The organism is Cupriavidus sp. H18C1 (assembly GCF_049311595.1).
GTDB lineage: Bacteria > Pseudomonadota > Gammaproteobacteria > Burkholderiales > Burkholderiaceae > Cupriavidus > Cupriavidus cauae.
Genome location: NZ_CP186008.1, coordinates 1,518,626 through 1,542,977, shown reverse-complemented (window position 1 = coordinate 1,542,977; position 24,352 = coordinate 1,518,626). Strand labels below are relative to the sequence as shown.

Genomic DNA, 24,352 nt, shown 5'->3' with positions numbered 1-24,352 from the left:
GGCGGGCGGCGGGACCGGGGTCCCGCCGCGATGCGTCGGTCTACGCGTTCAGGTTGCGTTCGCGGACTGGGTCAGGGCGCCTTGCCGGTCGGCGTGCCGAGCGGCTTGCCCATCGGCGCGCTGGCCGGCGGCTTGCTGTCCGGCTTCACTTCCGGCGCGGCGGGCTTGGCGTCGGGAGCCGGTGCACGCCTGGACGGATCGGCCTTGACCGGGCCCTTCGGCACCTTGCTGTCGGACACCGGCGTCGCCTCGAGCTTGGAGCGCGAGCGCTTGATCGGCTCGCCCTTGAGCTGGTGGATCGCCTGCTGCAGCATGAAGTCCTCGGCGGTGCCGAACTCGATCGGCTTCTTGCGCCGTTCCTTCTCGCGCTCCTCCGGCGACTTCTTCGCGTTCTCTTCCTCGAGCCGGCGCAGTTCCTCGACGCGGCGCTGCTCGCGCTCGGTCATCTCGGCTTCCTCGGACTCCTGCTTGTTGTGCAGATGGCGCTCGGTGTCGATCTCGCGCGTGATCAGCGCGTCGTCCGGATCGCCTTCCGGATTCTGGTCGACCGGGATGTCCGGACGGATGCCCTTGGCCTGGATCGACTTGCCCGACGGCGTGTAGTAGTACGCGATGGTCAGCTTGATGCCGGTGTCGTTCGTCAGCGGCCGCACGGTCTGCACCGAGCCCTTGCCGAACGTGGTCTTGCCCATGATCAGCGCGCGCTTGTGGTCCTGCAGCGCGCCCGCGACGATTTCCGAGGCCGACGCCGAATAGGCGTTGGTCAGCACCACCATCGGGATCTTCTTGAACAGCGGCGGCAGATCCTTCAGCGGATCGTCCTCGACCGACGACAGCCGGTAGTTGTTGAAGTTGGTCTTGTAGACCCGCTTGGCGTCGGGCACCTGGCCGTTGGTCGAGACCACCGTCACGTCCTCGGGCAGGAAGGCCGCCGACACGCCGACCGCGCCCTGCAGCACGCCGCCGCCGTTGTTGCGCAGGTCCAGCACCAGGCCCTTCATGTTCGGATTTTTCTGCGCCAGCTCGGCCAGGCGCCGGCCCAGGTCGGACACGGTGCGTTCCTGGAAGCTGGTCAGGCGGACCCAGCCGATGGCCGGATCGACCATCTTGGCCTTGACCGACTGCACGCGGATCTCGGCGCGCGTGATCGATACCGGGAAGGTGCGCTCCTCGCTCTTGCGGTAGATCGTCAGCGTGACCTTGGTGCCCGGCTCGCCGCGCATGCGCTTGACCGCCTGTTCCAGCGGCAGGCCGCGCACCGGCTTGTCGTCGATGCGGGTGATCAGGTCGCCGGGCTGAATGCCGGCGCGGAAGGCGGGCGTGTCCTCGATCGGGTTGATGACCTTGACCAGGCCCTCTTCCTGCGAGATCTCGATGCCCAGGCCGGCGAAACGGCCGCGCGTGCCTTCCTGCAGTTCCTTGAAGTCCTTGGCGTCCAGATACGACGAATGCGGGTCGAGGCTGGCCACCATGCCCTTGATGGCTTCGGTCAGCAGCTTCTTGTCGTCGACCGGCTCGACGTACTCGCGCTTGATCTGCCCGAATATGTCCGCCATCAGCCGCAACTGCTCCAGGGGCAGCGGCCCCGAGGAGTTCTGCGCGGTCGCGGACAGCTGCAGCGTGGCGAGCACGCCGGCAACGAGTCCCGCGGAGACAAGGCTGATGTTCTTGAGCGTCTTACGCATGTGGGCTGCCTGAACGTTGATTGGCGCCGGCCAGGGCGCCGTGGATTGCGCCGGTTGCGGCGTGGCGCAAGGGGCGCTGCCGGTCCGGTCTGACCGACAGTATAAGAGCGGGCGGAAAAAAGGCCGCGCCGCGATGCGGCGCAGGCCTTGATGCGCCAAGGCTGGCGGGTCCGGCTCAGCGGGCCTTGCCCTGGCTGGCGACAGCGGCCAGCGAGGCGGCGATCGCTTCCTGGTCGCCCAGGTAGTAATGCCGGATCGGCCGCAGTTCGGCGTCGAGTTCGTACACGAGCGGCGTGCCGTTCGGGATATTGAGGCCCACGATATCGTCATCGGAAATCTGGTCGAGGTACTTCACCAGCGCGCGGATGCTGTTGCCATGGGCCGCGATCACCACGCGCTTTCCGGCTTTGATGTCCGGTGCGATCGATTCGTTCCAGAGCGGCAGCACGCGGGCCACCGTGTCCTTCAGGCATTCGGTCAGCGGAACCAGTTCGCGCGGCACGTTGGCGTAGCGCGGATCGTCGAACGAGGCGCGCGGGTCGGTCGGCTCCAGCGCGGGCGGCGGGGTGTCGTAGCTGCGGCGCCAGACCAGCACCTGCTCGTCGCCGAACTTGGCGGCGGTCTCGGCCTTGTTCAGGCCCGCCAGCGCACCATAGTGGCGCTCGTTCAGGCGCCATTCGTTGCGCACCGGGATCCACATCAGATCCATCTCGTCCTGCACGTGCCACAGCGTGCGGATCGCGCGCTTGAGCACCGACGTATAGGCCACGTCGAAGGCGAAGCCGGCGTCCTTCAGCAGTTGGCCGGCCTGGCGGGCCTGCTGTGCGCCGGTCTCGGTCAGGTCCACGTCGACCCAGCCGGTGAAGCGGTTTTCCAGATTCCAGGTCGATTCGCCGTGGCGGATGAGAACGAGTTTGTACATGGTGCTTCCAAAGAGTGAGAATGCTGCGCGCGCCGCTCGCGAGCCACTTGCCGCTGCGGAACCGGCTCCGCGGATATGGGCCTGCCGGATGAGCCTGCAAGATGACCCGCGACAGGGCCCGCGACAGGGCCTGGGCGCGAAACCGGCTATTTTATAATGCCGCCGACACAACCCACCGGAAACCCAACGTGAATTTCTTCGCCGACTACAACAACCTTGCCCTGATCGCCCTCGCGGTGGTGTCGGGCGGCCTGCTGGCCTGGCCCACCATTTCGCGCAGCGCGGGCGGCAAGACGGTCAATGCGACCACGGCGACGCAGCTGATCAACAAGCGCGGCGCCGTCGTGGTCGATATCCGCGAGCCCGCCGAATACGCCAAGGGCCACCTGCCGCAGGCCAAGAGCGCGCCGCTGGCCGATCTGGCCAATCGCGCGGCCAGCCTTGCGAAGGACAAGTCCGCCCCCCATCATCGTCGTATGCCAGACCGGCCAGCGTTCGTCGAAGGCGCACGCCGCACTGAAGCAGGCCGGCTTCGGCGAGGTCTATTCGCTCGAAGGCGGCGTGGCCGCCTGGCAGCAGGCCGGTCTGCCGCTGGTCAAGTAAGTACCGCACCAAGAAGTACCGCACCAGGCCGATGCCGCGCTCGGGCGGGCCGTCAGCAGGTCCGGCCCGACGCTGGTACAGTCCGGAAGTCGACCGGCCGCCGCTGCCACCGCAGCGGCGGGACCGGTCCGAACCGCAAGATGCAAGGAGATAAGCGCATGGCCCGCGTCGTCATGTACAGCACGATGGTGTGTCCGTATTGCCAGATGGCCGAGCGCCTGCTGCGCTCGAAGGGGGTCGAGACGATCGAGAAGATCATGATCGACCGCGAGCCCGGCAAGCGCGAGGAAATGATGAGCCGCACCGGTCGCCGCACCGTGCCGCAGATCTATATCGACGACCGCCATGTCGGCGGTTTCGACGATCTGTCCGCGCTCGATCGCCAAGGGGGCCTGGCGCCGCTGCTGGCTGCCTGATCCGCCCCCCCACGCGGATGAATTCGTCATCCGCGTCATGTACCATATGCGTTTTCCAACCGGACCACGCGGTTGGCCGCCGCCTGGCGCGCGGCCGTCCGCAGCCCGTCCCCCTTCCCGCCACGTTTCATTCCCGCCATTCGGGCAGCCATCCATGAGCGACCAGCAAACCAATCAGCAGCAGGACGATCAACCGTACTTCAATATCCAGCGCGTCTATCTGAAGGACATGTCGCTGGAGCAGCCGAATTCGCCGCAGATCTTCCTCGAAACCGAAGCGCCTTCGGTCGAAGTGCAGGTCAACGTCGGCGCCTCGCAGCTGACGGACGGCATCTTCGAGGTCGTCGTGACCGGCACGGTCACCACCAAGGTGCAGGACAAGGTCGCCTTCCTGGTCGAAGCCCATCAGGCCGGCATCTTCGATATCCGCAACGTGCCGGACGAACAGCTCGATCCGCTGCTCGGCATCGCCTGCCCGACCATCCTGTATCCGTACCTGCGCAGCAATATCGCGGACGTGATCACGCGCGCCGGCTTCCAGGCCATCCATCTGTCCGAGATCAACTTCCAGGCGCTGTACGAGCAGCGTCTGCAGGCGGCGATGGAGCAGGCCCAGGCGGAAGGCGGCGGCTCCGGCATCGTGATGCCCGATGGCACGCAGGCACGTCACTGATCGTCGAAATATCTGCCGGCGGAACGGGGCTGCGGCCCCGTTCCGCCTTTTGCGTCTATAGCTTCAATCGACGCCATCGACGCCATCGCCGACATCGCTGCGACCGCTGACTTCGCTATGACCACGGACATCGCTGCGATGCTGTCATCGCTGACATCGCGTCCACCGTCGGGCATGCAGCGGGCTGATCTTTCGACCGCCATCGACCATCGCCACGATCAACGCTACCGACTAACGCCACGACCAACGCCTCGACCATGAACCTCGCCTTTCTCGGAGCCGGCGCCTGGGGCACCGCGCTGGCCAGCCATGCCGCCGCCGCGCACGCGGTCGTGCTGTGGGGCCGGGACGCCGGCCAGCTCGCCGCGATGGCAGCCTCCGGCGTCAATGCGGACTATCTGCCCGGCGTGCCGCTGTCCGAGCGGCTCGGCTTCGAAGCCGATTTCGCCCGCGCGGCCGCGCATGCGCTGTGCGCGCCTGACGGGCTGGTGATCGTCGCCACGCCGGTGTCGGGCCTGCGCGAGATGACGCGGCGCCTGGCCACCGAGGCCGCCGCGCACGGCGTGCCGCTGCGCATGCTGTGGCTGTGCAAGGGCTTCGAGGCCGGCACGCATGCGATGCCGCATCAGATGGTGGCCGAGGAACTGGCGGCGGCCGGCGCCTCGGTGCCGGTCGAGTACGGCGTGCTGACGGGGCCGAGCTTCGCGCGCGAGGTCGCGCTGGGGCTGCCGTGCGCGCTGACCGTGGCCGGCAATGCGCCGGCGATCGCGGAACTCGCGCAGCGCGCCTTCCACCATCGCGCGATGCGGATCTACGGCAGCGACGATCTGGTCGGCGTCGAGGTCGGCGGCGCGGTCAAGAACGTGCTGGCGATCGCCACCGGCGCCAGCGATGGGCTCGGCCTCGGGCTCAATGCCCGCGCCGCGCTGGTCACGCGCGGCCTTGCCGAGATGACGCGGCTGGGGCTGGCGTTGGGCGGACGCGCCGAGACCTTCATGGGCCTGGCCGGCATGGGCGACCTGATTCTCACTGCGACCGGCGATCTGTCGCGCAACCGCAAGGTCGGCCAGCAACTGGCCGGTGGCAGGACGCTGGAGCAGGTGCTGGCCGACCTGGGCCACGTCGCCGAGGGCGTGCGCTGCGCGCAGGCGGTGGCGGCGCTGGCGGACCAGCACGGGGTCGAGATGCCGATCACGCGCGCCGTTTGCGCGGTGCTGTTCGAGGGCTTGGCGGTGGCCGACGCGGTCACGCAGCTGCTGCAACGCGACGCGCGCGACGAATGACGGCCCCGGATCGCTTGAAACCACGCCGCCACTGGCTCGGCGCGCTGGCCGCCTGCGGCGGGGCCTTGGCGCTGCCGCGCTCGCTGCTGGCGGCCGACAAGGACTGGCCCGCGCGGCCGCTTCGCATGGTGGTGCCGTTTCCGCCCGGCTCGTCGCCGGACCTGATCGCGCGATTGATCTCCGAACCGCTGGCGCAGGCGCTGGGCCAGCCGGTGGTGATCGAGAATCGCCCCGGCGCCGGCGGCAATATCGGCACCGGACAGGTCGCCCGCGCCGCGCCGGACGGCTACACGCTGCTGTTCACCATCAACGGTCCGCTGGTCACGGCGCCGACGCTGTCGCGCCATCTGCCCTACGATCCGGTGCGCCAGCTGGCGCCGATCACGCTGGTCGCGACCTCGCCCAATGTGCTGGTGGTCGACCCGCGCACCGGCGTGCGCGATCTGCGCGAGTTCGTCGCGCTGGCGCGCCAGCGGCCCGGTGCGCTCAATTACGGCTCGGTCGGCAACGGCAGCGCCGCGCATCTGGCGATGGAGCAGTTGAAGGCGCGCGCCGGCATTTCGCTCGAACACATCCCGTATCCCGGCTTTCCGCAGATCGCGGCTGCGATGATCGCCGGGCAGATCCAGGCCGCCTTCATGGTGCCGGCGATCGCGATGCCGCAGGTCAATGCGGGCAGGCTGCGCGTGCTCGCGGTCACGACCAGCGGCCGCACGAGCCTGCTGCCGTCGGTGCCGACCGTGGCCGAATCCGGCTACCCGGGCTTCGAGGCGATCTCGTGGCAGGCCGTGCTGGCCCCGGCCGGCACGCCGGCGCCCATCGTCGACCGGCTCTATCGGGAACTCGTGAAGATCATCGGCAGCGACAGCGTGCGCGCGCAGATGCGGGCGCAGTACTTCATGCCGGCCGGCACCGCGCCGGCCTCGCTGCGCCAGACCATGGCCAGCGAGAAGGCGCGCTGGGACCAGGTCATCCGCGCGGCCGGAGTGCAGCCGGAATAGCCGAACGTTCGGCGTTCAGGCGTCGCCGGCGAAGCCCTGCTGGCGCCAGGCCCCGGACACCACCACGGCCACGGTGTTCGACAGGCGTTCAGGCGCCGCCGGCGAAGCCCTGCTGGCGGCAGGCCCCGGACACCACCACGGCCACGGTGTTCGACAGGCGTTCAGGCGCCGCCGGCAAAGCCCTGCTGGCGCCAGGCCTCGAACACCACCACGGCGACGGTGTTCGACAGATTCAGGCTGCGATTGTTGGGGCGCATCGGCAGGCGGATGCGCTGCGACGGCGCGAACCATTCGCGGCGCTCCGGCGCCAGCCCGCGCGTTTCCGAGCCGAATACGAACCAGTCCCCGGGCGCGAAGGCGACCTGGCCGAACGGCGTCGAGCCGTGCGTGGTCAGCGCGAACATCCGCGCGGGGTCGGGACGTTCGCCGGCGAGAAAGGCGTCCCAGCTGTCGTGCACCTTCATGCTGGCGTACTCGTGGTAATCGAGGCCGGCGCGGCGCATGCGCGCGTCGTCCAGCGGAAAGCCGAGCGGCTTGACCAGATGCAGTTGGGCGCCGGTGTTGGCGCACAGGCGGATCACGTTGCCGGTGTTCGGCGGGATCTCGGGTTCGACTAGGACGACATGGAACATGGCGCGCGCAGCTTACCGTGCCGGGGCGCCGCTGTCATCCCACGTGCCATCGCGGGCTCCATCGGCGGCATCACGGCGTGCATCTCCGCGGGCACCATCGCGGATATCACAGCGGGCATCACGGCGGGCATCACGGCGGGCATCACGGCGGGCATCACGGCGGGCATCACGGCGGGCATCACGGCGGGCATCACGGCAGGCATCACGGCGGGCATCACGGCAGGCATCACGGCAGGCATCACTGCGGCGCGGGCGTGCGCAGCGCCACCAGCGCGGTGACGCGCGCCGCGCCGTGGCGTTTGAGCACGGCGGCCGCCTCGGCCAGCGTGGCGCCGGTGGTCATCACATCGTCGACCAGCGCGACATGCCGTCCGCGCACGTCGTCGGCGTCGGCATGGCGCGCCAGCGCGAAGGCGCCCGCGATATTGAGATGCCGCCGCTCGGCGGCCAGCGCGGTTTGCGGCGCGGTGCCGCGCGCCCGCACCAGCAGATCGGCACGGGCCGCCGCGCCCAGGCGAGGCGCGAGCCGCCGCGCGATTTCCCACGATTGATTGAAGCCGCGCTCGGCCAGCCGTGCCGGGGCCAAGGGAATGGGCACGACCAGGCAGGGCTTGCCGTCCGGATCGGTCGATGACGGTGAGGGCCCAGCGGTCCAGGCCGACGCCAGTTCGCGCGCCAGCCAGTTCGCCAGCGGCAGCACGCCGCCGAACTTCAGGGCCAGCACCAGCGCCTCGCGCGGCGGCGCGTAGTCGCCCAGGGCGATGGTGGCGTCGAAGGGCGGCGGCGCGCAGCGGCACATATTGCACAGGCCGGCGGCCCGATGCGGCAGGGCGCAGCGCGGACAGCGCGGTGTCGGCTTCAGCAGGTCGTCCGCGCAGCCGGCGCAGACGACGTCCGCCTGCACCTGTCCGCACAGCACGCAGGCACACGGCAGCCACCACCGCGCCAGCCGCTCGCGGGCGCCGCCGGCAAGTCGGGCGAGGCGCGCGTATACTGTCGGCCCGGCGCCACCGCGCGGACCCGTCGCGCCTTCGCGCCGCGCGCCGCCGTGCCGATCCTCGTCCTTGCCGCCGCTTCCGTGTCCACGCCTCACGCCGACTCCCCCCGATACCTATCTGCCGCCCGCGCGGCTGACCCGGCTCGCCTTCGACCGGCGCAGCCCCGCCTTCGCCCAGCTGGATTTCCTGCTCGGCGAGATCGGCCGGCGCATGCAGGAGCGCATGCAGCTGATCCGCATCCAGCCCGAGCGCGCGCTCGATATCGGCTGCGGGCAGGGCCAGGGCCTGGCCGCGCTGCGGGCGCAGTATCCCGACGCGCAGATCGCCGGGCTCGATATTTCGGGCGCGATGCTGGCGCAGGCGGCGCAGCGCGATCCGCAGCGCCAGCCCGGCTGGCTCGGCCGCCTGCTCGGCAAGCGGCCGACCTTCGACCTGGTGCAGGGCGATCTTGCCACGCTTCCCTTTGCCGAGGGCGCCTTCGACCTGCTGTGGTCGAACCTGGCGCTGCACTGGCATCCCGAGCCGCATCGCGTGTTTCCCGAATGGCATCGCGTGACACGGACCGACGGCCTGGCGCTGTTCTCGCTGTTCGGCCCGGACACCTTGCGCGAGTTGCGCGATGCCTTCGCCGAGGTCGATGCCGAGCCGCACACGCTGCGCTTCGTCGACATGCACGATATCGGCGACATGCTGGTCCACAGCGGCTGGTCGACGCCGGTGATGGACATGGAAACGCTGACGGTCACCTACGAGACGCCCGAGAGGCTGCTGCGCGACGTGCATGCCTTCGGCGGCTTGCGCCGGCCCGCGGACGCCGACGGTGCGCAGCGCCCGCGCGGACTGAAGGGCCGACACTGGCACCAGGCGCTGCTGGCCGCGCTGGAGCGCCGCCGCAATCGCGACGGCGTGATCGCGCTGACTTTCGAGATCGTCTACGGCCATGCGTGGAAGCTGCCGCCCAAGGGTGGCCAGGTCCGCGACGAGCAGGGCCGTACCGTCGTGCCGATCGACCGCATCGGCCGCGGCCGCCCGCGCGGCTGAGCCGCTCCAGGCTCGCCCCGACCGCGCGCCCGCCGCGCGGCGGATCTCGCGCAAGACCGCGCGCCTACGTCGCGCGGGACCTTGCATCAAGCGCCCTCCGGCACCGCCGCGACCCGGCGTACATCGCGCCGCTGCACTGCCGCTGTGCACCGCCGCGCTGTGGCGCGGGCGCCGTGCCGCGCCGGACTTGGCTTGTTACGGTTGACGAAGCGCCCTATAATGCGCCAGTTTGTCGCAGTGGTCCCCTGGCACAGAAGATCGGCGTTTTAGCACCGAAGCAGTGCAGCAGTGCGGTGAAGCCGGCAGAATTCCAGGCGTGCAACCGATGCAGCGATGCAGAGTGGTTGGCGATGCAGGAACTCGGTATCGCACTCCAGACGGCGCGTGACGGGCCCGGTGATAGTCCCAACGGAGCCCATGCCGTGCCGAACAACGACTGGCTGATGAAGCGGAATTGTTCGCTGTCTCCACGCCAGGTCGGCTGGTTTTACCTCTCCATCGTCAGTATTTCCCTTGCCATCGCCTTGTTCTTCGCGTGGCGAGGGGCTTGGCTCGTGCTGCCCTTTGCGGGGCTCGAACTGGCCGGGCTGGGCGTGGCCCTGCTCGCCTATGCACAGCACGCGACAGACTACGAGCGCGTCACGCTCAGCGAGGGCAGGTTGGTGGTCGAGAAGGCCAGCGCCGGTGAGGTGACCCGCGAGGAATTCAATCCGCACTGGGTGCGGGTCGAACTGGGCGAATCGTTCCCGGCGCTGGTGGTGGTGCGCTCTGGAACGCACGCTGTGCAGGTGGGGTGTTTTCTGGACCCGTACAAGCGACGAAAGTTCGCGCAGGAACTCGTTTCAGCATTGCGCGCCTTGTAAAGGCGGCACGGTTGGGAGCGAGGGGCAGATTCGAATCTGTAATTTGGGTAGAGACAACAAATGAAAATGTGGAAGAAGGCATCCGCAGCGTGTCTGGCAGGCGCGTCCCTGCTCGCCAGCCAGGCAGCCCTCGCTGTCGAAGACATGCCGGGCGGTCCCGCCGTGCGCCAGCTGAACCTGACCGAGCCGGTCACCAAGATCGCCGAGCAGATTCACTGGCTGAACTGGATGATGCTGATCATCTGCACGGTGATCTTCATCGCGGTGTTCAGCGTGATGTTCTATTCCATCTTCACGCACCGCAAGGCCAAGGGCTCCAAGCCGGCCTCCTTCCACGAAAGCATCACCGTCGAAGTCGTCTGGACCATCATCCCGTTCCTGATCGTGATCGGCATGGCGCTGCCCGCGACCAAGACCGTGGTGGCGATGAAGGACACCACCAACTCCGACATCACCATCAAGGCCACCGGCTACCAGTGGAAGTGGGGCTACGACTACCTGAAGGGTGAGGGCGAGGGCATCTCCTTCGTGTCCACCCTGACCACCCCGCGCGAGCAGATCAACAACGAGGCACCCAAGTCGAACACCTACCTGATGGAGGTGGACAACGAGATGGTGGTGCCGGTCAACAAGAAGATCCGCATCGTCACGACCGCCAACGACGTGATCCACGCGTGGATGATCCCGGCCTTCGGCGTCAAGCAGGATGCGATTCCCGGCTTCGTGCGCGACACCTGGTTCCGCGCCGAGAAGACCGGCGTCTACCGCGGTCAGTGCGCCGAGCTGTGCGGCAAGGAACACGCCTTCATGCCGATCGTGGTGCGCGTCGTGACCGACGCCGAGTACACCAAGTGGGTCGACGAGAAGAAGAAGGCGATGGCCGCCGCGGCCGACGATCCCAACAAGACCTGGACCCTGGACGAGCTGAAGGTGCGCGGCGAGAAGGTCTACGCCGCCAACTGCGCGGTCTGCCACCAGCCCAACGGCAAGGGCGCCGGCGCCTTCCCGGCGCTGGACGGCTCGAAGGTGGTCAACGGCCCGCAGGCCGACCAGATGCACATTCTGCTCGAGGGCAAGGGCGGCATGCCGTCATGGAAGCAGCTGTCCGATACCGAGCTCGCCGCGGTGATGACCTACACCCGCAACGTCTGGAGCAACAAGACCGGCGAGGTCATCCAGCCGGCCGACTTCGTCAATGCGCGTGCAGGCAAGTTCCCCGAGGGCGGCGGCGCCAAGTCGGCGCAAGGCGCACCGGCGGACGCCAAGCCCGCCGCAGAGCAAGCCAGCGCGGGCGCCCAGGGCGCCGCGAGCTGAGCGCGTGGACGTTAGAACAGGATTTCAGGAGTTTTCGCGATGAGTACTGCTACCCCGGACGCACTCGCCCATCCGCACGACCACGCGCATGACGAACACCACGATCATCCGCATGGCTGGCGCCGCTGGCTGTTTGCCACCAACCACAAGGACATCGGCACGCTGTACCTGCTGTTCTCCTTCACGATGCTGATCTCGGGCGGCGTGCTGGCGCTGCTGATCCGCCTGGAGCTGTTCGAGCCGGGCCTGCAGTTCTTCCGCCCCGAGCTGTTCAACCAGTTCACCACGATGCACGGCCTGGTGATGGTGTTCGGCGCCATCATGCCGGCCTTCGTCGGCTTCGCGAACTGGATGATCCCGCTGCAGATCGGCGCCTCGGACATGGCGTTCGCGCGGATGAACAACTTCAGCTTCTGGCTGATGCCGCCCGCCGCGCTGCTGCTGGCGCTGTCGTTCTTCGTGCCGGGCGGCGCCACCGCCGCCGGCTGGACGCTGTACGCGCCGCTGTCGGTGCAGATGGGCCCGGGCATGGACATGGCGATCTTCGCCATGCACATCATGGGCGCGTCGTCGATCATGGGTTCGATCAACATCATCGTCACCATCCTGAACATGCGCGCGCCGGGCATGACGCTGATGAAGATGCCGATGTTCTGCTGGACCTGGCTGATCACCGCCTACCTGCTGATCGCCGTGATGCCGGTGCTGGCGGGCGCCATCACCATGGTCCTGACCGACCGCCACTTCGGCACCAGCTTCTTCTCGGCGGCCGGCGGCGGCGACCCGGTGATGTACCAGCATATCTTCTGGTTCTTCGGCCACCCCGAGGTCTACATCATGATCCTGCCGGCATTCGGGATCATCTCGCAGGTGGTGCCGGCCTTCGCCCGCAAGCGCCTGTTCGGCTACAGCTCGATGGTCTACGCGACCGCCTCGATCGCGATCCTGTCGTTCATCGTCTGGGCGCACCACATGTTCACCACCGGCATGCCGGTGACCGGCCAGCTGTTCTTCATGTACGCGACGATGCTGATCGCGGTGCCGACGGCCGTGAAGATCTTCAACTGGATCGCCACCATGTGGAAGGGCTCGATGACCTTCGAGACCCCGATGCTGTTCGCGATCGGCTTCATCTTCGTGTTCACCATCGGCGGCTTCACCGGCCTGATCCCGGCGGTGGCACCGATCGACATCCAGATCCAGGACACCTACTTCATCGTGGCGCACTTCCACTATGTGCTGGTGGCCGGCTCGCTGTTCGCGCTGTTCGCGGGCTTCTACTACTGGGGTCCGAAGTGGAGCGGGTTCATGTACAACGAAACCCGCGGCAAGGTCCACTTCTGGGGTTCGATCATCTTCTTCAACATCGCCTTCTTCCCGATGCACTTCCTCGGGCTGGCGGGCATGCCGCGCCGCTATGCGGACTACGCGATCCAGTTCGCGGACTTCAACGCGATCTCGTCGCTGGGCGCGCTGGGCTTCGGCCTGATGCAGGTGTATTTCTTCTTCTTCGTGGTGCTGCCGTCGTACCGCGGAGGCGAAGTGGCCGCCGACAAGCCGTGGGAAGGCGCCGAAGGCCTGGAGTGGACCGTGCCGTCGCCGGCGCCGTTCCACACCTTCGAGGTGCCGCCGCAGGTCCGGTAACGGCATCCGGCAGGCGGGGCGGCGGGCCGCAAGGTCCGCGCCCCGCCCCCGATGCCGCCGCACCGGCCGCACCGGCCCCTCCAGCCCGCAGCGGCCATCACCTATCCGAGAATTCGATGCAGCATCCAAACGAAAGCCCATCGCCGACCGATCGCAAGGCCGCCAATCGCCGTCTCGGCCTGATCCTGCTGTCGATCGTGCTGGTCTTCTTTTTGGGTTTCTTCGCGAAGATGACCTGGCTTGGCTGAGTCCCGCTGCAAGGTATCGAGATGAGCACGAAGCAGCCGGCCCCGACCGGCGACGTCGAGGACAAGCGCTACAACCGCGGCATGATGCTGCGGCTTCTGGTGATCGTGGGCGTGATGTTCGCCTTCGGCTATGCGCTGGTGCCGCTGTACAAGAAGATCTGCGAGATCACCGGCATCAACGTCGTCACCACGCGCGAGCTCTACGGCGCCAGCGCCGGCAAGGTCAGCCAGAACACGCAGGTCGACACCAGCCGCACGATCACGGTGGAGTTCGATTCCAACGCCCGCGGCCCGTTCGCGTTCCGTCCGGTCAAGAGCAGCATGCAGGTCCATCCCGGCGAGATGGCGACCATCGTCTACGAGGTCGCCAACGGGCAGACCCGCGATATCTCGGCGCAGGCCATTCCGAGCTACGCGCCGAAGCAGGCCACCCAGTATTTCAAGAAGCTCGAGTGCTTCTGCTTCCAGCAGCAGACGCTGAAAGCGAAGGAATCGCGCGAGATGCCGGTGGTGTTCGTGATCGACCCGGACTTGCCCAAGGACGTCGAGAACATCACCTTGTCGTACACATTCTTCGAGATCGGCACGCCGATGGCGCCCGCGCCGCAGGGCCATCTCGACCAGCCGCCGGCCAGCGCCGGCAGCTGACGCAGTAGAGGAGGGCTGCCATGGACGAGTTGAAGGACGCGGTCAAACGCAAGATGTCGTTCTGGCAGACGTTGCGCGCGGTGTTCTGGTCGTTCATCGGCCTGCGCAAGGGCGCGGAACACGATCGCGACATGGCGAACCTGAACCCGATCCATGTGATCGTCGCCGGCGTGCTCGGTGCCGTGATCCTGGTGTTGGTGCTGATTGGCATCGTCCGCCTGGTGGTTGGCGGATAGGCGAGCAGGCAGGTCGGCCGGAACAGGCAAAGAAGACAGAAGACAGAGCGTCGTCCGCCCTCGGGCAGCCGGCGTATAACGATGAATCAGAGATCTGAGCTGGAGAAAACAGAATGAGTGCGAATCGCGCAAACGCTCCGTACTACTTCGTACCGGGCCCGTCGCGCCATCCGATCACGGCGAGCCTCGGCCTGCTGGCCACCGCCGCCGGCGCGGCAGGGTGGGTCAACGGGCAGCCGTGGGCGCCCTATGTCTGCGTGCTGGGCATCCTGTGGTTCCTGTTCGTGCTCAAGAGCTGGTTCGGCGACGCGATCGGCGAGTCGGAAGGGGGCATGTACGGCCGCCGCATCGACATCTCGTACCGCTGGTCGATGGGCTGGTTCATCTTCTCCGAGGTGATGTTCTTCGGCGCCTTCTTCGGCGCGCTGTTCTACGCCCGCGTCTACACGATGCCGTGGCTGGGCGACCTGAACAACAAGATCCTGTGGCCCGATTTCGCCGCGGTGTGGCCGAACGCCGGTCCGGCCGGCACGGTCGAGCCGTACGAGGCGATGGGCCCGTGGCCGATCCCGACCATCAACACGGCGCTGCTGCTGATGTCGGGCGTCACGCTGACCTGGGCACACCACGCGCTGCTGGCCGGCAAGCGCAGCCAGGTGGTGCAGGGCCTGGTGCTGACCATCCTGCTGGGCGCGGTCTTCATGGGCTTCCAGGTCTATGAATACATGCACGCCTACAGCGACCTGAACCTGAAGCTGACCTCGGGCATCTACGGCTCGACCTTCTTCCTGCTGACCGGCTTCCACGGCTTCCACGTGACGATGGGCGCGATCATGCTGACGGTGGTGCTGATCCGCGTGCTCAAGGGGCATTTCACGCCGGACCATCACTTCGCCTTCGAAGGCGCCGCCTGGTACTGGCACTTCGTCGACGTGGTCTGGCTGTTCCTCTACGTCGTGGTGTACTGGCTGTAAGCGGACACCGGTTCGAAGGAACGGAAAACGGGGGCGCATCGCGCCCCCGTTTCCTTTGCCGCGGCCGTTTCGATTCAGGCGGCGCCGGCCCGCACCGCGGCCCCGGTCCCGATCACGGGTGTGCGCCGCACCTCGGCGAAATAGATCAGGATCAGCGACACCCAGACGATGCCGTAGAGCAGCATGAAGCAGCTCGAGCGCACCCGCGTCAGGTCCAGCAGCGCGCCGAACAGGATCGGCAGCAGGAAGCCGCCGACGCCGCCGGCCAGCCCGACAATGCCGGTCACCACGCCCATATTCGCCGCGAAATCGTCGGCGACATACTTGAACGTCGACGCCATGCCGAAGGCGAACACCGCGCCCAGCACGAAGGTCAGCACGACGAAGGCGGCCATCGGCGTATGCAGCGCGATCGTCAGCGGACCGTCGATGGTGTGGATCGTGAAGTCGGTCGGCGGATACGACAGCAGGAACAGGCAGATCCACGCGACCCACAGCCCCCCACCACGTGACGCTGTGCGCGCCGACCCGATCGGCCAGCAGCCCGCCGACCGCGCGCAGCACCGAGCCCGGCAGCGAGAATCCCGCCGCGAAGGCGGCCGCCACCACCAGCGTCATGCCGTACTGCCCCTGCAGATACTGCGGAATCCACAGCGACAGCGCGGTGAAGCCGCCGAAGGTGATCGAGTAGTACTGGCACAGCCGCCAGACCCGGGGATCGCGCAGTACCTTGAACGATTCGGTCCACGAGCCGCCCTGCTTGCCCGCGCCCGGGTCGCGCGCGGAGGCCAGCCAGAACAGCACCGCGGTGACCAGCAGCGCCACCGCGTAGACGCGCGGCACGGCACGCCAGCCGTAGGCCTGCTGCAGCGCCGGCGTGACGAACAGGTTCACCGCCGCGCCGACCGTGCCGGCGCCGAAGAAGCCCATCGCGAAGCCGCGCTTCTCGGCCGGGAAGAAGCGCGCCACGTACGGCGTGCCTACCGCGAACGACGCGCCCACGCAGCCGAGGAACAGCCCGATCAGCAGGAACTGCCACAGCGCGGTGGCGTAGCTGACCGCGAACACCGGCAGCGCGCAGACCGCCAGCAGCACCGTCATCACGACGCGGCCGCCGAAACGGTCGGTCCAGGCCCCCAGCGGCAGGCGCATCAGCGCGCCGGTCAGCACCGGGGTCGACGTCAGCAGGCCGAACTGCGTGCTGTTCAGGCCCAGCTCGTCGCGCAGCGGCACGCCGATGACGCCGAACATCATCCACACCACGAAGCAGACCATGAAGGCCAGCGTGCTGGCGACCAGCACCGACCAAGCCTGCGCGGACACCCTGGCGCCGCCGCCGACCGCCGTCACGTTCGCCGCCGAGCTCATGTCGTTCTCCTCATGTCGTTCTCCCTAGGAGGTTCGGATCGATGGGAGCGGCGCTACTGCACCAGCGGGCCATTGGCCTCGCCGAGCGCCACGCCGACGATGCTGGCCTGCGCGGCCAGGATCGCGATGTACTGCTGGATCGCCTTGTGCCGCACGCGCTCGCCGAGAAAGTGAGCGATTTCGGCGCTGGCCTCGTCGAAGGGCACTGCGTCGCCGGGCACGCGTCGCTCGATCCGCACGATATGAAAGCCGAACCGCGTGCGGACCAGGCTCGGCAGCACGCCCAGCGCCTCGCCGTCGAACACGGCCTGCTCGAACTCCGGCACGCTGTCGCCGCGCAGCAGCTGGCCCAGGCTGCCGCCGACGCCGGCCGACGGGCAATTCGACATCTCGCGCGCCGCCGCTTCGAAGGCCTCGGGCTCCGACAGCAGGCGTCGCAGGGTCTGCTCGGCGTGGTGCCGAACCGGCGCCAGCGCGCCGCCGCCGGTGACCGCGAACAGGATATGGCTCGCGTAGACGATCTCGTTGCGCCGGAACCGCGCCGGATGGCCGTCGTAGTAGCGCCGGCAATCCGCCTCGGTCGGCACCGGCACGCTGACCTCGCGCGCGATCAGCGCGTCGACCAGCGCATCGACCGCGGCGTCGTCGAGCTCGGCCCTGGCGTCGACCATCCCCAGCGCCACGGCGCGTTGCCGCAGCAGTTCGCGGAGCGCCAGCGCGCGCCGGGCGCTGCCGATCGCATCGGGCTCGTCCCGGTACAGCCGGCTCTCCTCGCGGATCGCCTCGGCGCCGATCGCGACGCCGTTGACGCTGGCGGGCGCGATCGCTTCGATGCCTTCGATTGCCGCATCGTTCATGGCGATGTCCTCCTTCTCGAAACGCCGCGTTCAGCGCTTGCGCACCAGCTGGAACGGCCGAACCAGATAGGCGACCGTGCCCATGCCGCTCCAGATATGAATCATCCGCGTGAACGGCGACACCAGGAACAGCGTGAAGCCGAGCAGGATATGCAGTTGGTAGGTCAGCGGCACGCCGCGCAGCATGTCGGCGGCGCCGGGCTGGAACGTCACGATGCCCTTGACGTAGCTGGTCAGCGATTCGAACAGCACGCCGTCCATATGCCGCATCGACAGCACCACGGTCCACAGCCCCAGGGCCAGCTGCACCCACAGCATCAGCACGATCACGATGTCCGAGATACGGCTGTTGCGGCGGATCCGTACATCGAACAGCCGCCGCCAGATCAGGATCGACAGGCCCACGATCGCCACCACGCCGGCCGCGCCGCCGCCGACCATGGCCAGCAGCTGATGGCCCGATGCCGACAGGAAGGGCGACACCAGCCAGTGCGGCGCCAGGAAGCCGACGAAATGCCCGATCACGACCACCAGGACGCCCCAGTGGAACAGATTGCTGCCGATCTGCAGCGAGCGATGCCGCAGCAGCTGCGAGGTGTCGCTTTTCCACGTGTACTGCTCGCGGTCGAAGCGGATCAGGCTGCCGAGCAGCAGCACCACCAGGCAGATATACGGGTAGATGCCAAACAGGAACGTATGCAGGTAGTGCGTCATGGCGGCCCTCCGTGCGGAATCGGATGTTCGGGTGATCGGGTGATCGGATGTTCCGGTGTTTGCGTGTCTGGATGTCCGGATATCAGCGCGTGGGCCGCTTGTCGTAGAAGCGGACCGGCTCGGCGGCGGGCTGGCCCGCGCCGACAAAGCGCACCGGCTCGTCGGCGTAGGCGGCATCGAGCTCGCGGTAGTCCGCCGTGCTGGGCACCCGCGCGGCGTCGTCGCCGTCCGCTGCCGACGCGTCGGGCAGCGTGACCGCCGGCGGCCGCTCGCCGATCATCCGCAGCAGCGTGCCCAGCAGCAGCGCGTAGTGGCTGCGCCGCTGCGCCAGCTGCGTCGCGATCGACTGCAGGATCTCGCCGGTCTCCGCCAGCAGCGCCACCGCCTCGGCAGCCGGCAGCCGCGACAGGTATTCGAGGAAGACCGGCAGGTAGTCGGGCAGGTGGCCGGGCTGCAGCCGCAGGCCGTGCCGCTCGTACATCTGCAGCAGGTCGACCATCGCCTGTCCGCGATCGCGCGATTCGCCGTGCACGTGTTCGAACAGATGCAGCGAGGTCGCGCGGCCGCGATCGAACAGCGCGACATAGTTCTCCTGCAGCGTCAGCGGCTCGCGCGAGGCCAGGTAGTCGAGGAAGCGTTCGAGGTCGGCGCGGCTGTCGCGCGGCAGCGAGCGATCGTCGGCGACGCGCCGGCGCGCCTCCGGTACCGCGTCGCGCAGCGCAGCCTCGGGATAGTCGAGCAGCACCGACAGCAGCGTGAAGGTGGCCGGCGAGGGGCCGGCGGCGCGCGAGAAGACGTCGGCGAACATGTCAGAACTCCTGGCGGATCGGGATCTTGCGGTTGCCCTTCTTCGTGCTGAACAGGCTGGTCTCGGAGCGGCCGTCCGAGCAGCCGTTGCCGAAGGAGAAGCCGCACGAAGAGCGCAGGTCGAAGGCATCCTCGGCGTATTCGCGGTGCGAGGTCGGGATGACGAAGCGGTCCTCGTAGTTGGCGATCGCCAGGTAGCGGTACATCTGCTCGACCTGTCCGACGTTCAGCCCCGCCTGCGCCAGCACGCCCGGCGCGTCGATGCCGTCGACATGGCGCGCGCGCATATAGGCGCGCATCGCCAGCAGCCGCTCCAGCGCGAGCTTGACCGGCGCCTCGTCGCCCGCGGTCAGCAGGTTGGCCAGGTAGCGCAGCGGAATGCGCAGCGAGCCGACGTCGGGCAGATAGCCGTTGATGCCGAGGTCGCCGCTGTTGGCGGCTGCGTTGATCGGCGACAGCGGCGGCACGTACCAGACCATCGGCAGCGTGCGGTATTCCGGATGCAGCGGAAAGGCGATCTTCCAGTCGATCGCCATCTTGTAGACCGGCGACTTGCGCGCGCCCTCGATCCAGCTGGCCGGCACGCCGTCGCGCTCGGCCTGCGCGGCCACCGCCGGATCGTTGGGATCGAGGAACAGCGACAGCTGCGCGGCATACAGGTCCTGTTCCGACTCGACGCTCGCCGCTTGCTGGATGCGATCGGCGTCGTACAGCAGCACACCGAGATAGCGGATGCGGCCGACGCAGGTCTCCGAGCAGACGGTCGGCTCGCCCGCCTCGATGCGCGGATAGCAGAAGATGCATTTCTCCGCCTTGCCGCTATGCCAGTTGAAGTAGATCTTCTTGTAGGGACAGCCGGACACGCACATGCGCCAGCCGCGGCATTTGTCCTGGTCGACCAGCACGATGCCGTCTTCCTCGCGCTTGTAGATCGAGCCCGAGGGACACGCCGCCACGCAGGCGGGATTCAGGCAGTGCTCGCACAGGCGCGGCAGGTACATCATGAAGGTGTTCTCGAACTGGCCGTAGATGTCCTTCTGCACCTGCTCGAAGTTGTAGTCCTGCGCGCGCTTCTCGAATTCGCCGCCGAGGATCTCTTCCCAGTTCGGGCCCCATTCGATCTTCTCCAGCCGCTCGCCGCTGATCAGCGAGCGCGGCCGTGCCACCGGCATCGCGCGGCTGTCGCCGGCGTCCTGCAGATGCGCGTAGTCGAAGGTGAAGGGCTCGTAGTAGTCGTCGATCTCGGGCAGGCGCGGATTGGCGAAGATCTGCGCCAGGATCCGCCACTTGCTGCCCAGGCGCGGCTCCAGCCGGCCGTTGGCCTTGCGGGTCCAGCCGCCGCGCCAGCGCTGCTGGTTCTCCCAGTCCTTCGGGTAGCCGATGCCGGGCTTGGTTTCGACGTTGTTGAACCACGCGTATTCCATGCCCTCGCGGCTGGTCCAGACGTTCTTGCAGGTCACCGAGCAGGTATGGCAGCCGATGCATTTGTCCAGGTTCAGCACCATCGCGATCTGTGCGCGCACTTTCATCGGGCCTCTCCTTCGCGGATCTTGTGTTCGGTGGCCGGATTGACCGGATCGGGCTGCGCATCGTCGAGCCAGTCCACGCGCCGCATCTTGCGCACGATCAGGAATTCGTCGCGGTTGGCGCCGACGGTGCCGTAGTAGTTGAAGCCGTACGACAGCTGCGCGTAGCCGCCGATCATGTGGGTCGGCTTCAGCGAGACCCGCGTCACCGAGTTGTGGATGCCGCCGCGCCCGCCGGTGATCTCCGACCCCGGCGTGTTCACGATCTTCTCCTGCGCGTGGTACATCATCACCATGCCGCGCGGCACCCGCTGGCTGACCACGGCCCGCGCGCACAGCGCGCCGTTGGCGTTGTAGCACTCGATCCAGTCGTTATCGACGATGCCGACCTGCCTGGCGTCGTCCTCGGCGATCCACACGATCGGGCCGCCGCGCGACAGCGTCAGCATCAGCAGATTGTCGGTGTAGGTACTGTGGATGCCCCACTTCTGGTGCGGCGTGATGAAGTTCAGCACGATCTCGGGATTGCCGTTCGAGCGCGTGCCGACCATGCCCGCGTAGCTGCCGGTGTCGATCGGCGGCTTGTAGACGCACAGCGATTCGCCGAACGCGCGCATCCACGCATGGTCCTGGTACAGCTGCTGGCGCCCGGTCAGCGTGCGCCATGGAATCAGCTCGTGCACATTGGTGTAGCAGGCGTTGTACGACACGTGCTCGGACTCGATGCCGCTCCAGGTCGGCGACGAGATGATCTTGCGCGGCTGCGCCTGGATGTCGCGAAAGCGGATGCGCTCGTCCGCGCGCGCCTGCGCCAGATGGGTATGGTCGATGCCGGTCAGCGCCGACAGCGCCTTCCATGCCTTGACCGCGACCGCGCCATTGGTCTCCGGCGCCAGCGACAGGATCACCTCGGCGGCGTCGATCGCCGAATCGATGCGCGGCCGCGGGCCGGCGTGGCCCGCATCGCTGGCTTGCGGATCGCCGCTGTCGGGCCCGGGCGTGCGGTCGTTGAGCTCGCCCAGCCACCTGACTTCGTCCTCGGTATTCCAGCCGATGCCCTTGCCGCCGTTGCCCAGCTTGTCCATCAGCGGCCCCAGCGAGGTGAAGCGGCGATAGGTGGCCGGATAGTTGCGCTCGACCACGGTCACCGACGGCATGGTGCGGCCCGGCTGCGGCTCGCACTCGCCGCGCTTCCAGTCGCGGACGTCGAAGGGCTGGGCCAGCTCCGCCGGCGTGTCCTTGCCGATCGGCGACAGCACCACGTCGCGCTCGACGCCGAGGTGGCCCTGCGCGAGTTCGGAGAAACGCTTCGCGATGCCCTTGAAGATCTCCCAGTCGCTCTTCGATTGCCAGGCCGGATCGACTGCCGCCGACAGCGGATGAATGAACGGGTGCATGTCGGACGTGTTCATGTCGTCCTTCTCGTACCACGTCGCGGTCGGCAGCACGACGTCGGAGTACATGCAGGTGGTCGACATGCGGAAATCCAGCGTCACCAGCAGGTCCAGCTTGCCCTCGGGCGCGTGCTCGTGCCACTTCACCTCTTCCGGGCGCGGCACCTCGCCATGGCGTCCCTCGCCGATCTGCTCGCCCTGCACGCCGTGCGTGGTACCCAGCAGATGCTTGAGAAAGTATTCGTGCCCCTTGCCGGACGAGCCCAGCAGGTTCGAGCGCCAGACGAACAGATTGCGCGGGAAGGCGCGCGGATCGTCGGGGTCCTCGCAGGCCATGCGCAGCGCGCCGGACTTCAGGCCGTCAGCGACGGCGCTGGCGGCAGCGGCCGGATCGGCAGGTTGGCGGCCGGACTCGTGGCCCAGCGCGCGGCCCAGCTCGCGGCCGAGCTCCAGCGGGTTCTGCAGCAACTGCGGCGCGGACGGCAGCCATCCCATCCGTTCGGCGCGCACGTTGTAGTCGATCGGCGCGCCGTGGAACTGCGACCGGTCGGCCAGCGGCGACAGCAGCGCGCCGGGGTCCATCGGGTCGTAGCGCCACTGGTCGGTATGCGCATAGAAGAACGAGGTCGCGTTCATCTGCCGGGGCGGGCGGTACCAGTCCAGGCCGAACGACAGCGGCGTCCAGCCGGTCTGCGGACGCAGCTTTTCCTGGCCGACGTAGTGCGACCAGCCGCCGCCCGACTTGCCGACGCAGCCGCACATGATCAGCAGGTTGATGATCGCGCGGTAGGACATGTCCATATGGAACCAGTGGTTCAGCCCCGCGCCGAGGATCACCATCGACTTGCCCTCGGTCTTGTGCGCGTTCTCGGCGAACTGCCGCGCGACGTTGATCACGTCGGCACGCCTGACGCCGGTGATCGCCTCCTGCCATGCCGGCGTGTAGGGGAGGTCGTCGTCGTACGAGGCGGCGACATCGCGGCCGCCCAGTCCCTGGTCCAGGCCATAGTTGGCGATGAACAGGTCGTAGACCGTGGCGACCAGCATGTCGCCGCTGCGTGTGGCGATGCGGCGCGCGCCGATCCGGCGTGACAGCACCGAGGCGTGGCCGGTATTGGCAAAGTGCGGATGCGGGACGTTGCCGAAGTAGGGGAACTGCACGTCGACCACCTCGTCGTGCGCCTGCGCCAGCGACAGCCGCGGCACGATCGGCGTGCCGTCGGCGCTTTCCATGCGCAGGTTCCACTTGCCCGCGTCGTCGGCCGGCTTGCCGTCCTGCTGCTGGCCCCAGCGAAATCCGGCGGAACCGGGTGGCACCACGACGCGGCCGGTGGTCTCGTCGATCATCACGGTCTTCCACTCGGGCCGATTGGACTGCCCGAGGGCGTCGTCGAAATCGGCGGCGCGCACCAGCCGCTCCGGCACATAGCCGTCGCCATGCGGCACCAGCCGGACCAGGCACGGCATGTCGGTATAGCGGCGGCAGTAATCGAGGAAGTAGTCGCTGCGGCCGGGCGCCAGATGGAATTCCTTCAGCACCACGTGGCCCATCGCCAGCGCCAGGGCCGCGTCGGTGCCCTGCTTGGGATGCAGCCAGATGTCGCCGAACTTCGCGCCTTCCGAATAATCGGGGAAGATCGATACCACCTTGGTGCCGCGATAGCGCACCTCGGTCATGAAGTGGGCGTCGGGCGTGCGCGTCTGCGGCACGTTCGAGCCCCACATCACGATAAAGGTCGAGTTGTACCAGTCGGCCGATTCGGGCACGTCGGTCTGCTCGCCCCAGGTCTGCGGCGAGGCCGGCGGCAGGTCGCAATACCAGTCGTAGAAGCTCAGGCAGACGCCGCCCAGCAGCGACAGATAGCGCGCGCCGGCGGCGTAGGACACCATCGACATCGCCGGGATCGGCGAGAAGCCGACCACGCGATCCGGGCCGTGGCGGGCGATGGTGTGGACATTGGCGGCGGCGACGATCTCGTTGACCTCGTCCCAGCTCGAACGGACGAAGCCGCCGAGGCCCCGGCGCGACTGATAGCCGCGCCGCGCATCCGGGTCGTCGACGATCGAGGCCCAGGCCTCGACCGGCCCCATCGACTGGCGCCGTTCGCGCCAGAGCCTGACGAGCGCGCTGCGCACCAGCGGATATTTGAGCCGGTTGGCGCTATAGAGGTACCAGGAATAGGAGGCGCCGCGGGAACAGCCGCGCGGTTCGTGATTGGGGAGATCGGGACGGGTACGCGGATAGTCGGTCTGCTGGGTTTCCCATGTCACGATGCCGCCCTTGACATAGATTTTCCAGGAACAGGAACCGGTGCAATTGACGCCATGCGTTGAGCGCACGATTTTGTCATGCTGCCAGCGCTGGCGATAACCGTCTTCCCATTTTCTGTCTTCGTCCGTGACGGCACCATGACCATTTGAAAATGCGGTGCGCTCGGCGGAAAAGAAACGCAAGCGATCGAGGAAATGGCTCATGACGGCTCCGATCGATCCCGCCTGTCGGCT

23 protein-coding genes and 2 pseudogenes are annotated in these 24,352 nt (G+C 67.7%); 15 read left to right on the top strand and 10 right to left on the bottom strand.

What is annotated here, in order from left to right; genetic code table 11:
* Nucleotides 1-71: 71 nt before the first annotated feature.
* Together OJJOAM_RS07255 and gpmA are read right to left on the bottom strand one after the other, a co-directional pair.
* Nucleotides 72-1,685 (bottom strand): S41 family peptidase, encoded by a 1,614-nt coding sequence (locus OJJOAM_RS07255; RefSeq protein ID WP_422649347.1) that lies wholly within the window; start codon nucleotides 1,683-1,685, stop codon nucleotides 72-74.
* A gap of 175 nt (nucleotides 1,686-1,860) precedes the next feature.
* The gene (gpmA, locus tag OJJOAM_RS07250; RefSeq protein WP_422649346.1) at nucleotides 1,861-2,607 is read right to left on the bottom strand and encodes a 2,3-diphosphoglycerate-dependent phosphoglycerate mutase; all 747 of its coding nucleotides are present in this window, start codon (nucleotides 2,605-2,607) and stop codon (nucleotides 1,861-1,863) included.
* A gap of 188 nt (nucleotides 2,608-2,795) precedes the next feature.
* On the opposite strand from gpmA, the pseudogene OJJOAM_RS07245 reads away from it, so the two are divergent.
* The 5 genes and pseudogenes from OJJOAM_RS07245 to OJJOAM_RS07225 all read left to right on the top strand — a co-directional run bounded on the left by OJJOAM_RS07245 (nucleotide 2,796) and on the right by OJJOAM_RS07225 (nucleotide 6,583).
* Nucleotides 2,796-3,210: pseudogene (locus tag OJJOAM_RS07245) on the top strand (rhodanese-like domain-containing protein).
* Nucleotides 3,211-3,368: 158 nt separating this feature from the next.
* The gene (gene grxC / locus OJJOAM_RS07240) at nucleotides 3,369-3,626 is read left to right on the top strand and encodes a glutaredoxin 3 (RefSeq protein ID WP_006579210.1); all 258 of its coding nucleotides are present in this window, start codon (nucleotides 3,369-3,371) and stop codon (nucleotides 3,624-3,626) included.
* A 154-nt stretch (nucleotides 3,627-3,780) separates the two neighbouring features.
* A complete protein-coding gene (secB, locus tag OJJOAM_RS07235; RefSeq protein WP_006579211.1) occupies nucleotides 3,781-4,299 on the top strand; it encodes a protein-export chaperone SecB in 519 nt (172 codons plus the stop codon).
* A 257-nt stretch (nucleotides 4,300-4,556) separates the two neighbouring features.
* Nucleotides 4,557-5,582 (top strand): NAD(P)H-dependent glycerol-3-phosphate dehydrogenase, encoded by a 1,026-nt coding sequence (locus tag OJJOAM_RS07230; protein WP_422649345.1) that lies wholly within the window; start codon nucleotides 4,557-4,559, stop codon nucleotides 5,580-5,582.
* Complete coding sequence (locus OJJOAM_RS07225; protein ID WP_422649344.1) at nucleotides 5,579-6,583, top strand: Bug family tripartite tricarboxylate transporter substrate binding protein; 1,005 nt, start codon at nucleotides 5,579-5,581, stop codon at nucleotides 6,581-6,583. The genes OJJOAM_RS07230 and OJJOAM_RS07225 overlap by 4 nt, the downstream gene beginning before the upstream one ends.
* Nucleotides 6,584-6,744: 161 nt before the next feature.
* Here the strand turns inward: OJJOAM_RS07225 and trmL are convergent, their stop codons facing one another.
* Nucleotides 6,745-7,215, bottom strand: coding sequence for a tRNA (uridine(34)/cytosine(34)/5-carboxymethylaminomethyluridine(34)-2'-O)-methyltransferase TrmL (trmL, locus tag OJJOAM_RS07220; RefSeq protein ID WP_149317139.1), 471 nt, complete (start codon nucleotides 7,213-7,215; stop codon nucleotides 6,745-6,747).
* Here trmL and OJJOAM_RS07215 point away from each other — a divergent pair.
* Nucleotides 7,207-7,494: a hypothetical protein gene (locus tag OJJOAM_RS07215; RefSeq protein WP_422649343.1), complete on the top strand. Its 288-nt coding sequence runs from the start codon at nucleotides 7,207-7,209 to the stop codon at nucleotides 7,492-7,494. The two genes, trmL and OJJOAM_RS07215, sit on opposite strands and share 9 nt — an antisense overlap.
* On the opposite strand, the gene OJJOAM_RS07210 is transcribed toward OJJOAM_RS07215, so the two are convergent.
* Entirely contained in the window at nucleotides 7,454-8,149 is a 696-nt protein-coding gene (locus tag OJJOAM_RS07210) for a phosphoribosyltransferase family protein (protein ID WP_422649527.1), read from the bottom strand. The two genes, OJJOAM_RS07215 and OJJOAM_RS07210, sit on opposite strands and share 41 nt — an antisense overlap.
* 130 nt (nucleotides 8,150-8,279) lie before the next feature.
* Between OJJOAM_RS07210 and OJJOAM_RS07205 the strand changes: the two genes are divergently transcribed.
* The 8 genes from OJJOAM_RS07205 to OJJOAM_RS07170 all read left to right on the top strand — a co-directional run bounded on the left by OJJOAM_RS07205 (nucleotide 8,280) and on the right by OJJOAM_RS07170 (nucleotide 15,181).
* Nucleotides 8,280-9,254, top strand: a complete 975-nt coding sequence (locus tag OJJOAM_RS07205) for a methyltransferase domain-containing protein (protein ID WP_422649342.1) — start codon at nucleotides 8,280-8,282, stop codon at nucleotides 9,252-9,254.
* Nucleotides 9,255-9,604: 350 nt separating this feature from the next.
* Nucleotides 9,605-10,117 (top strand): DUF2244 domain-containing protein, encoded by a 513-nt coding sequence (locus OJJOAM_RS07200; protein WP_149317584.1) that lies wholly within the window; start codon nucleotides 9,605-9,607, stop codon nucleotides 10,115-10,117.
* Nucleotides 10,118-10,177: 60 nt separating this feature from the next.
* Nucleotides 10,178-11,431 (top strand): cytochrome c oxidase subunit II, encoded by a 1,254-nt coding sequence (coxB, locus tag OJJOAM_RS07195; RefSeq protein ID WP_023263845.1) that lies wholly within the window; start codon nucleotides 10,178-10,180, stop codon nucleotides 11,429-11,431.
* Nucleotides 11,432-11,470: 39 nt separating this feature from the next.
* Nucleotides 11,471-13,075 carry a cytochrome c oxidase subunit I gene (ctaD, locus tag OJJOAM_RS07190; protein WP_422649341.1) on the top strand — a complete coding sequence of 535 codons (1,605 nt, stop codon included), beginning with the start codon at nucleotides 11,471-11,473 and terminating at the stop codon, nucleotides 13,073-13,075.
* 116 nt (nucleotides 13,076-13,191) lie between these two features.
* Nucleotides 13,192-13,323: a cytochrome oxidase small assembly protein gene (locus OJJOAM_RS07185; protein WP_422649340.1), complete on the top strand. Its 132-nt coding sequence runs from the start codon at nucleotides 13,192-13,194 to the stop codon at nucleotides 13,321-13,323.
* Nucleotides 13,324-13,344: 21 nt separating this feature from the next.
* Nucleotides 13,345-13,971 (top strand): cytochrome c oxidase assembly protein, encoded by a 627-nt coding sequence (locus OJJOAM_RS07180; RefSeq protein WP_422649339.1) that lies wholly within the window; start codon nucleotides 13,345-13,347, stop codon nucleotides 13,969-13,971.
* A 20-nt stretch (nucleotides 13,972-13,991) separates the two neighbouring features.
* Nucleotides 13,992-14,207 (top strand): DUF2970 domain-containing protein, encoded by a 216-nt coding sequence (locus tag OJJOAM_RS07175; RefSeq protein ID WP_422649338.1) that lies wholly within the window; start codon nucleotides 13,992-13,994, stop codon nucleotides 14,205-14,207.
* Between the two features lie 113 nt (nucleotides 14,208-14,320).
* Entirely contained in the window at nucleotides 14,321-15,181 is an 861-nt protein-coding gene (locus OJJOAM_RS07170) for a cytochrome c oxidase subunit 3 (protein ID WP_422649337.1), read from the top strand.
* A gap of 74 nt (nucleotides 15,182-15,255) precedes the next feature.
* Here OJJOAM_RS07170 and OJJOAM_RS07165 read toward each other — a convergent pair.
* Nucleotides 15,256-16,465, bottom strand: a pseudogene (locus OJJOAM_RS07165) (MFS transporter).
* Here OJJOAM_RS07165 and OJJOAM_RS07160 point away from each other — a divergent pair.
* Complete coding sequence (locus OJJOAM_RS07160; RefSeq protein ID WP_422649653.1) at nucleotides 16,380-16,577, top strand: hypothetical protein; 198 nt, start codon at nucleotides 16,380-16,382, stop codon at nucleotides 16,575-16,577. The pseudogene OJJOAM_RS07165 and the gene OJJOAM_RS07160 sit on opposite strands and share 86 nt — an antisense overlap.
* A gap of 25 nt (nucleotides 16,578-16,602) precedes the next feature.
* Here OJJOAM_RS07160 and OJJOAM_RS07155 read toward each other — a convergent pair whose 3' ends face one another.
* The 5 genes from OJJOAM_RS07155 to OJJOAM_RS07135 all read right to left on the bottom strand — a co-directional run bounded on the left by OJJOAM_RS07155 (nucleotide 16,603) and on the right by OJJOAM_RS07135 (nucleotide 24,322).
* Complete coding sequence (locus OJJOAM_RS07155) at nucleotides 16,603-17,406, bottom strand: peptidylprolyl isomerase (RefSeq protein WP_422649336.1); 804 nt, start codon at nucleotides 17,404-17,406, stop codon at nucleotides 16,603-16,605.
* A 30-nt stretch (nucleotides 17,407-17,436) separates the two neighbouring features.
* The gene (narI, locus tag OJJOAM_RS07150) at nucleotides 17,437-18,120 is read right to left on the bottom strand and encodes a respiratory nitrate reductase subunit gamma (protein ID WP_422649335.1); all 684 of its coding nucleotides are present in this window, start codon (nucleotides 18,118-18,120) and stop codon (nucleotides 17,437-17,439) included.
* An 82-nt stretch (nucleotides 18,121-18,202) separates the two neighbouring features.
* Entirely contained in the window at nucleotides 18,203-18,928 is a 726-nt protein-coding gene (gene narJ, locus OJJOAM_RS07145) for a nitrate reductase molybdenum cofactor assembly chaperone (protein WP_422649334.1), read from the bottom strand.
* 1 nt (nucleotide 18,929) lies between these two features.
* Nucleotides 18,930-20,456 (bottom strand): nitrate reductase subunit beta, encoded by a 1,527-nt coding sequence (gene narH / locus OJJOAM_RS07140; protein ID WP_422649333.1) that lies wholly within the window; start codon nucleotides 20,454-20,456, stop codon nucleotides 18,930-18,932.
* On the bottom strand, nucleotides 20,453-24,322 hold the full coding sequence (locus OJJOAM_RS07135; RefSeq protein WP_422649332.1) for a nitrate reductase subunit alpha: 3,870 nt from the start codon (nucleotides 24,320-24,322) through the stop codon (nucleotides 20,453-20,455). The genes narH and OJJOAM_RS07135 overlap by 4 nt, the downstream gene beginning before the upstream one ends.
* Nucleotides 24,323-24,352: the final 30 nt, after the last annotated feature.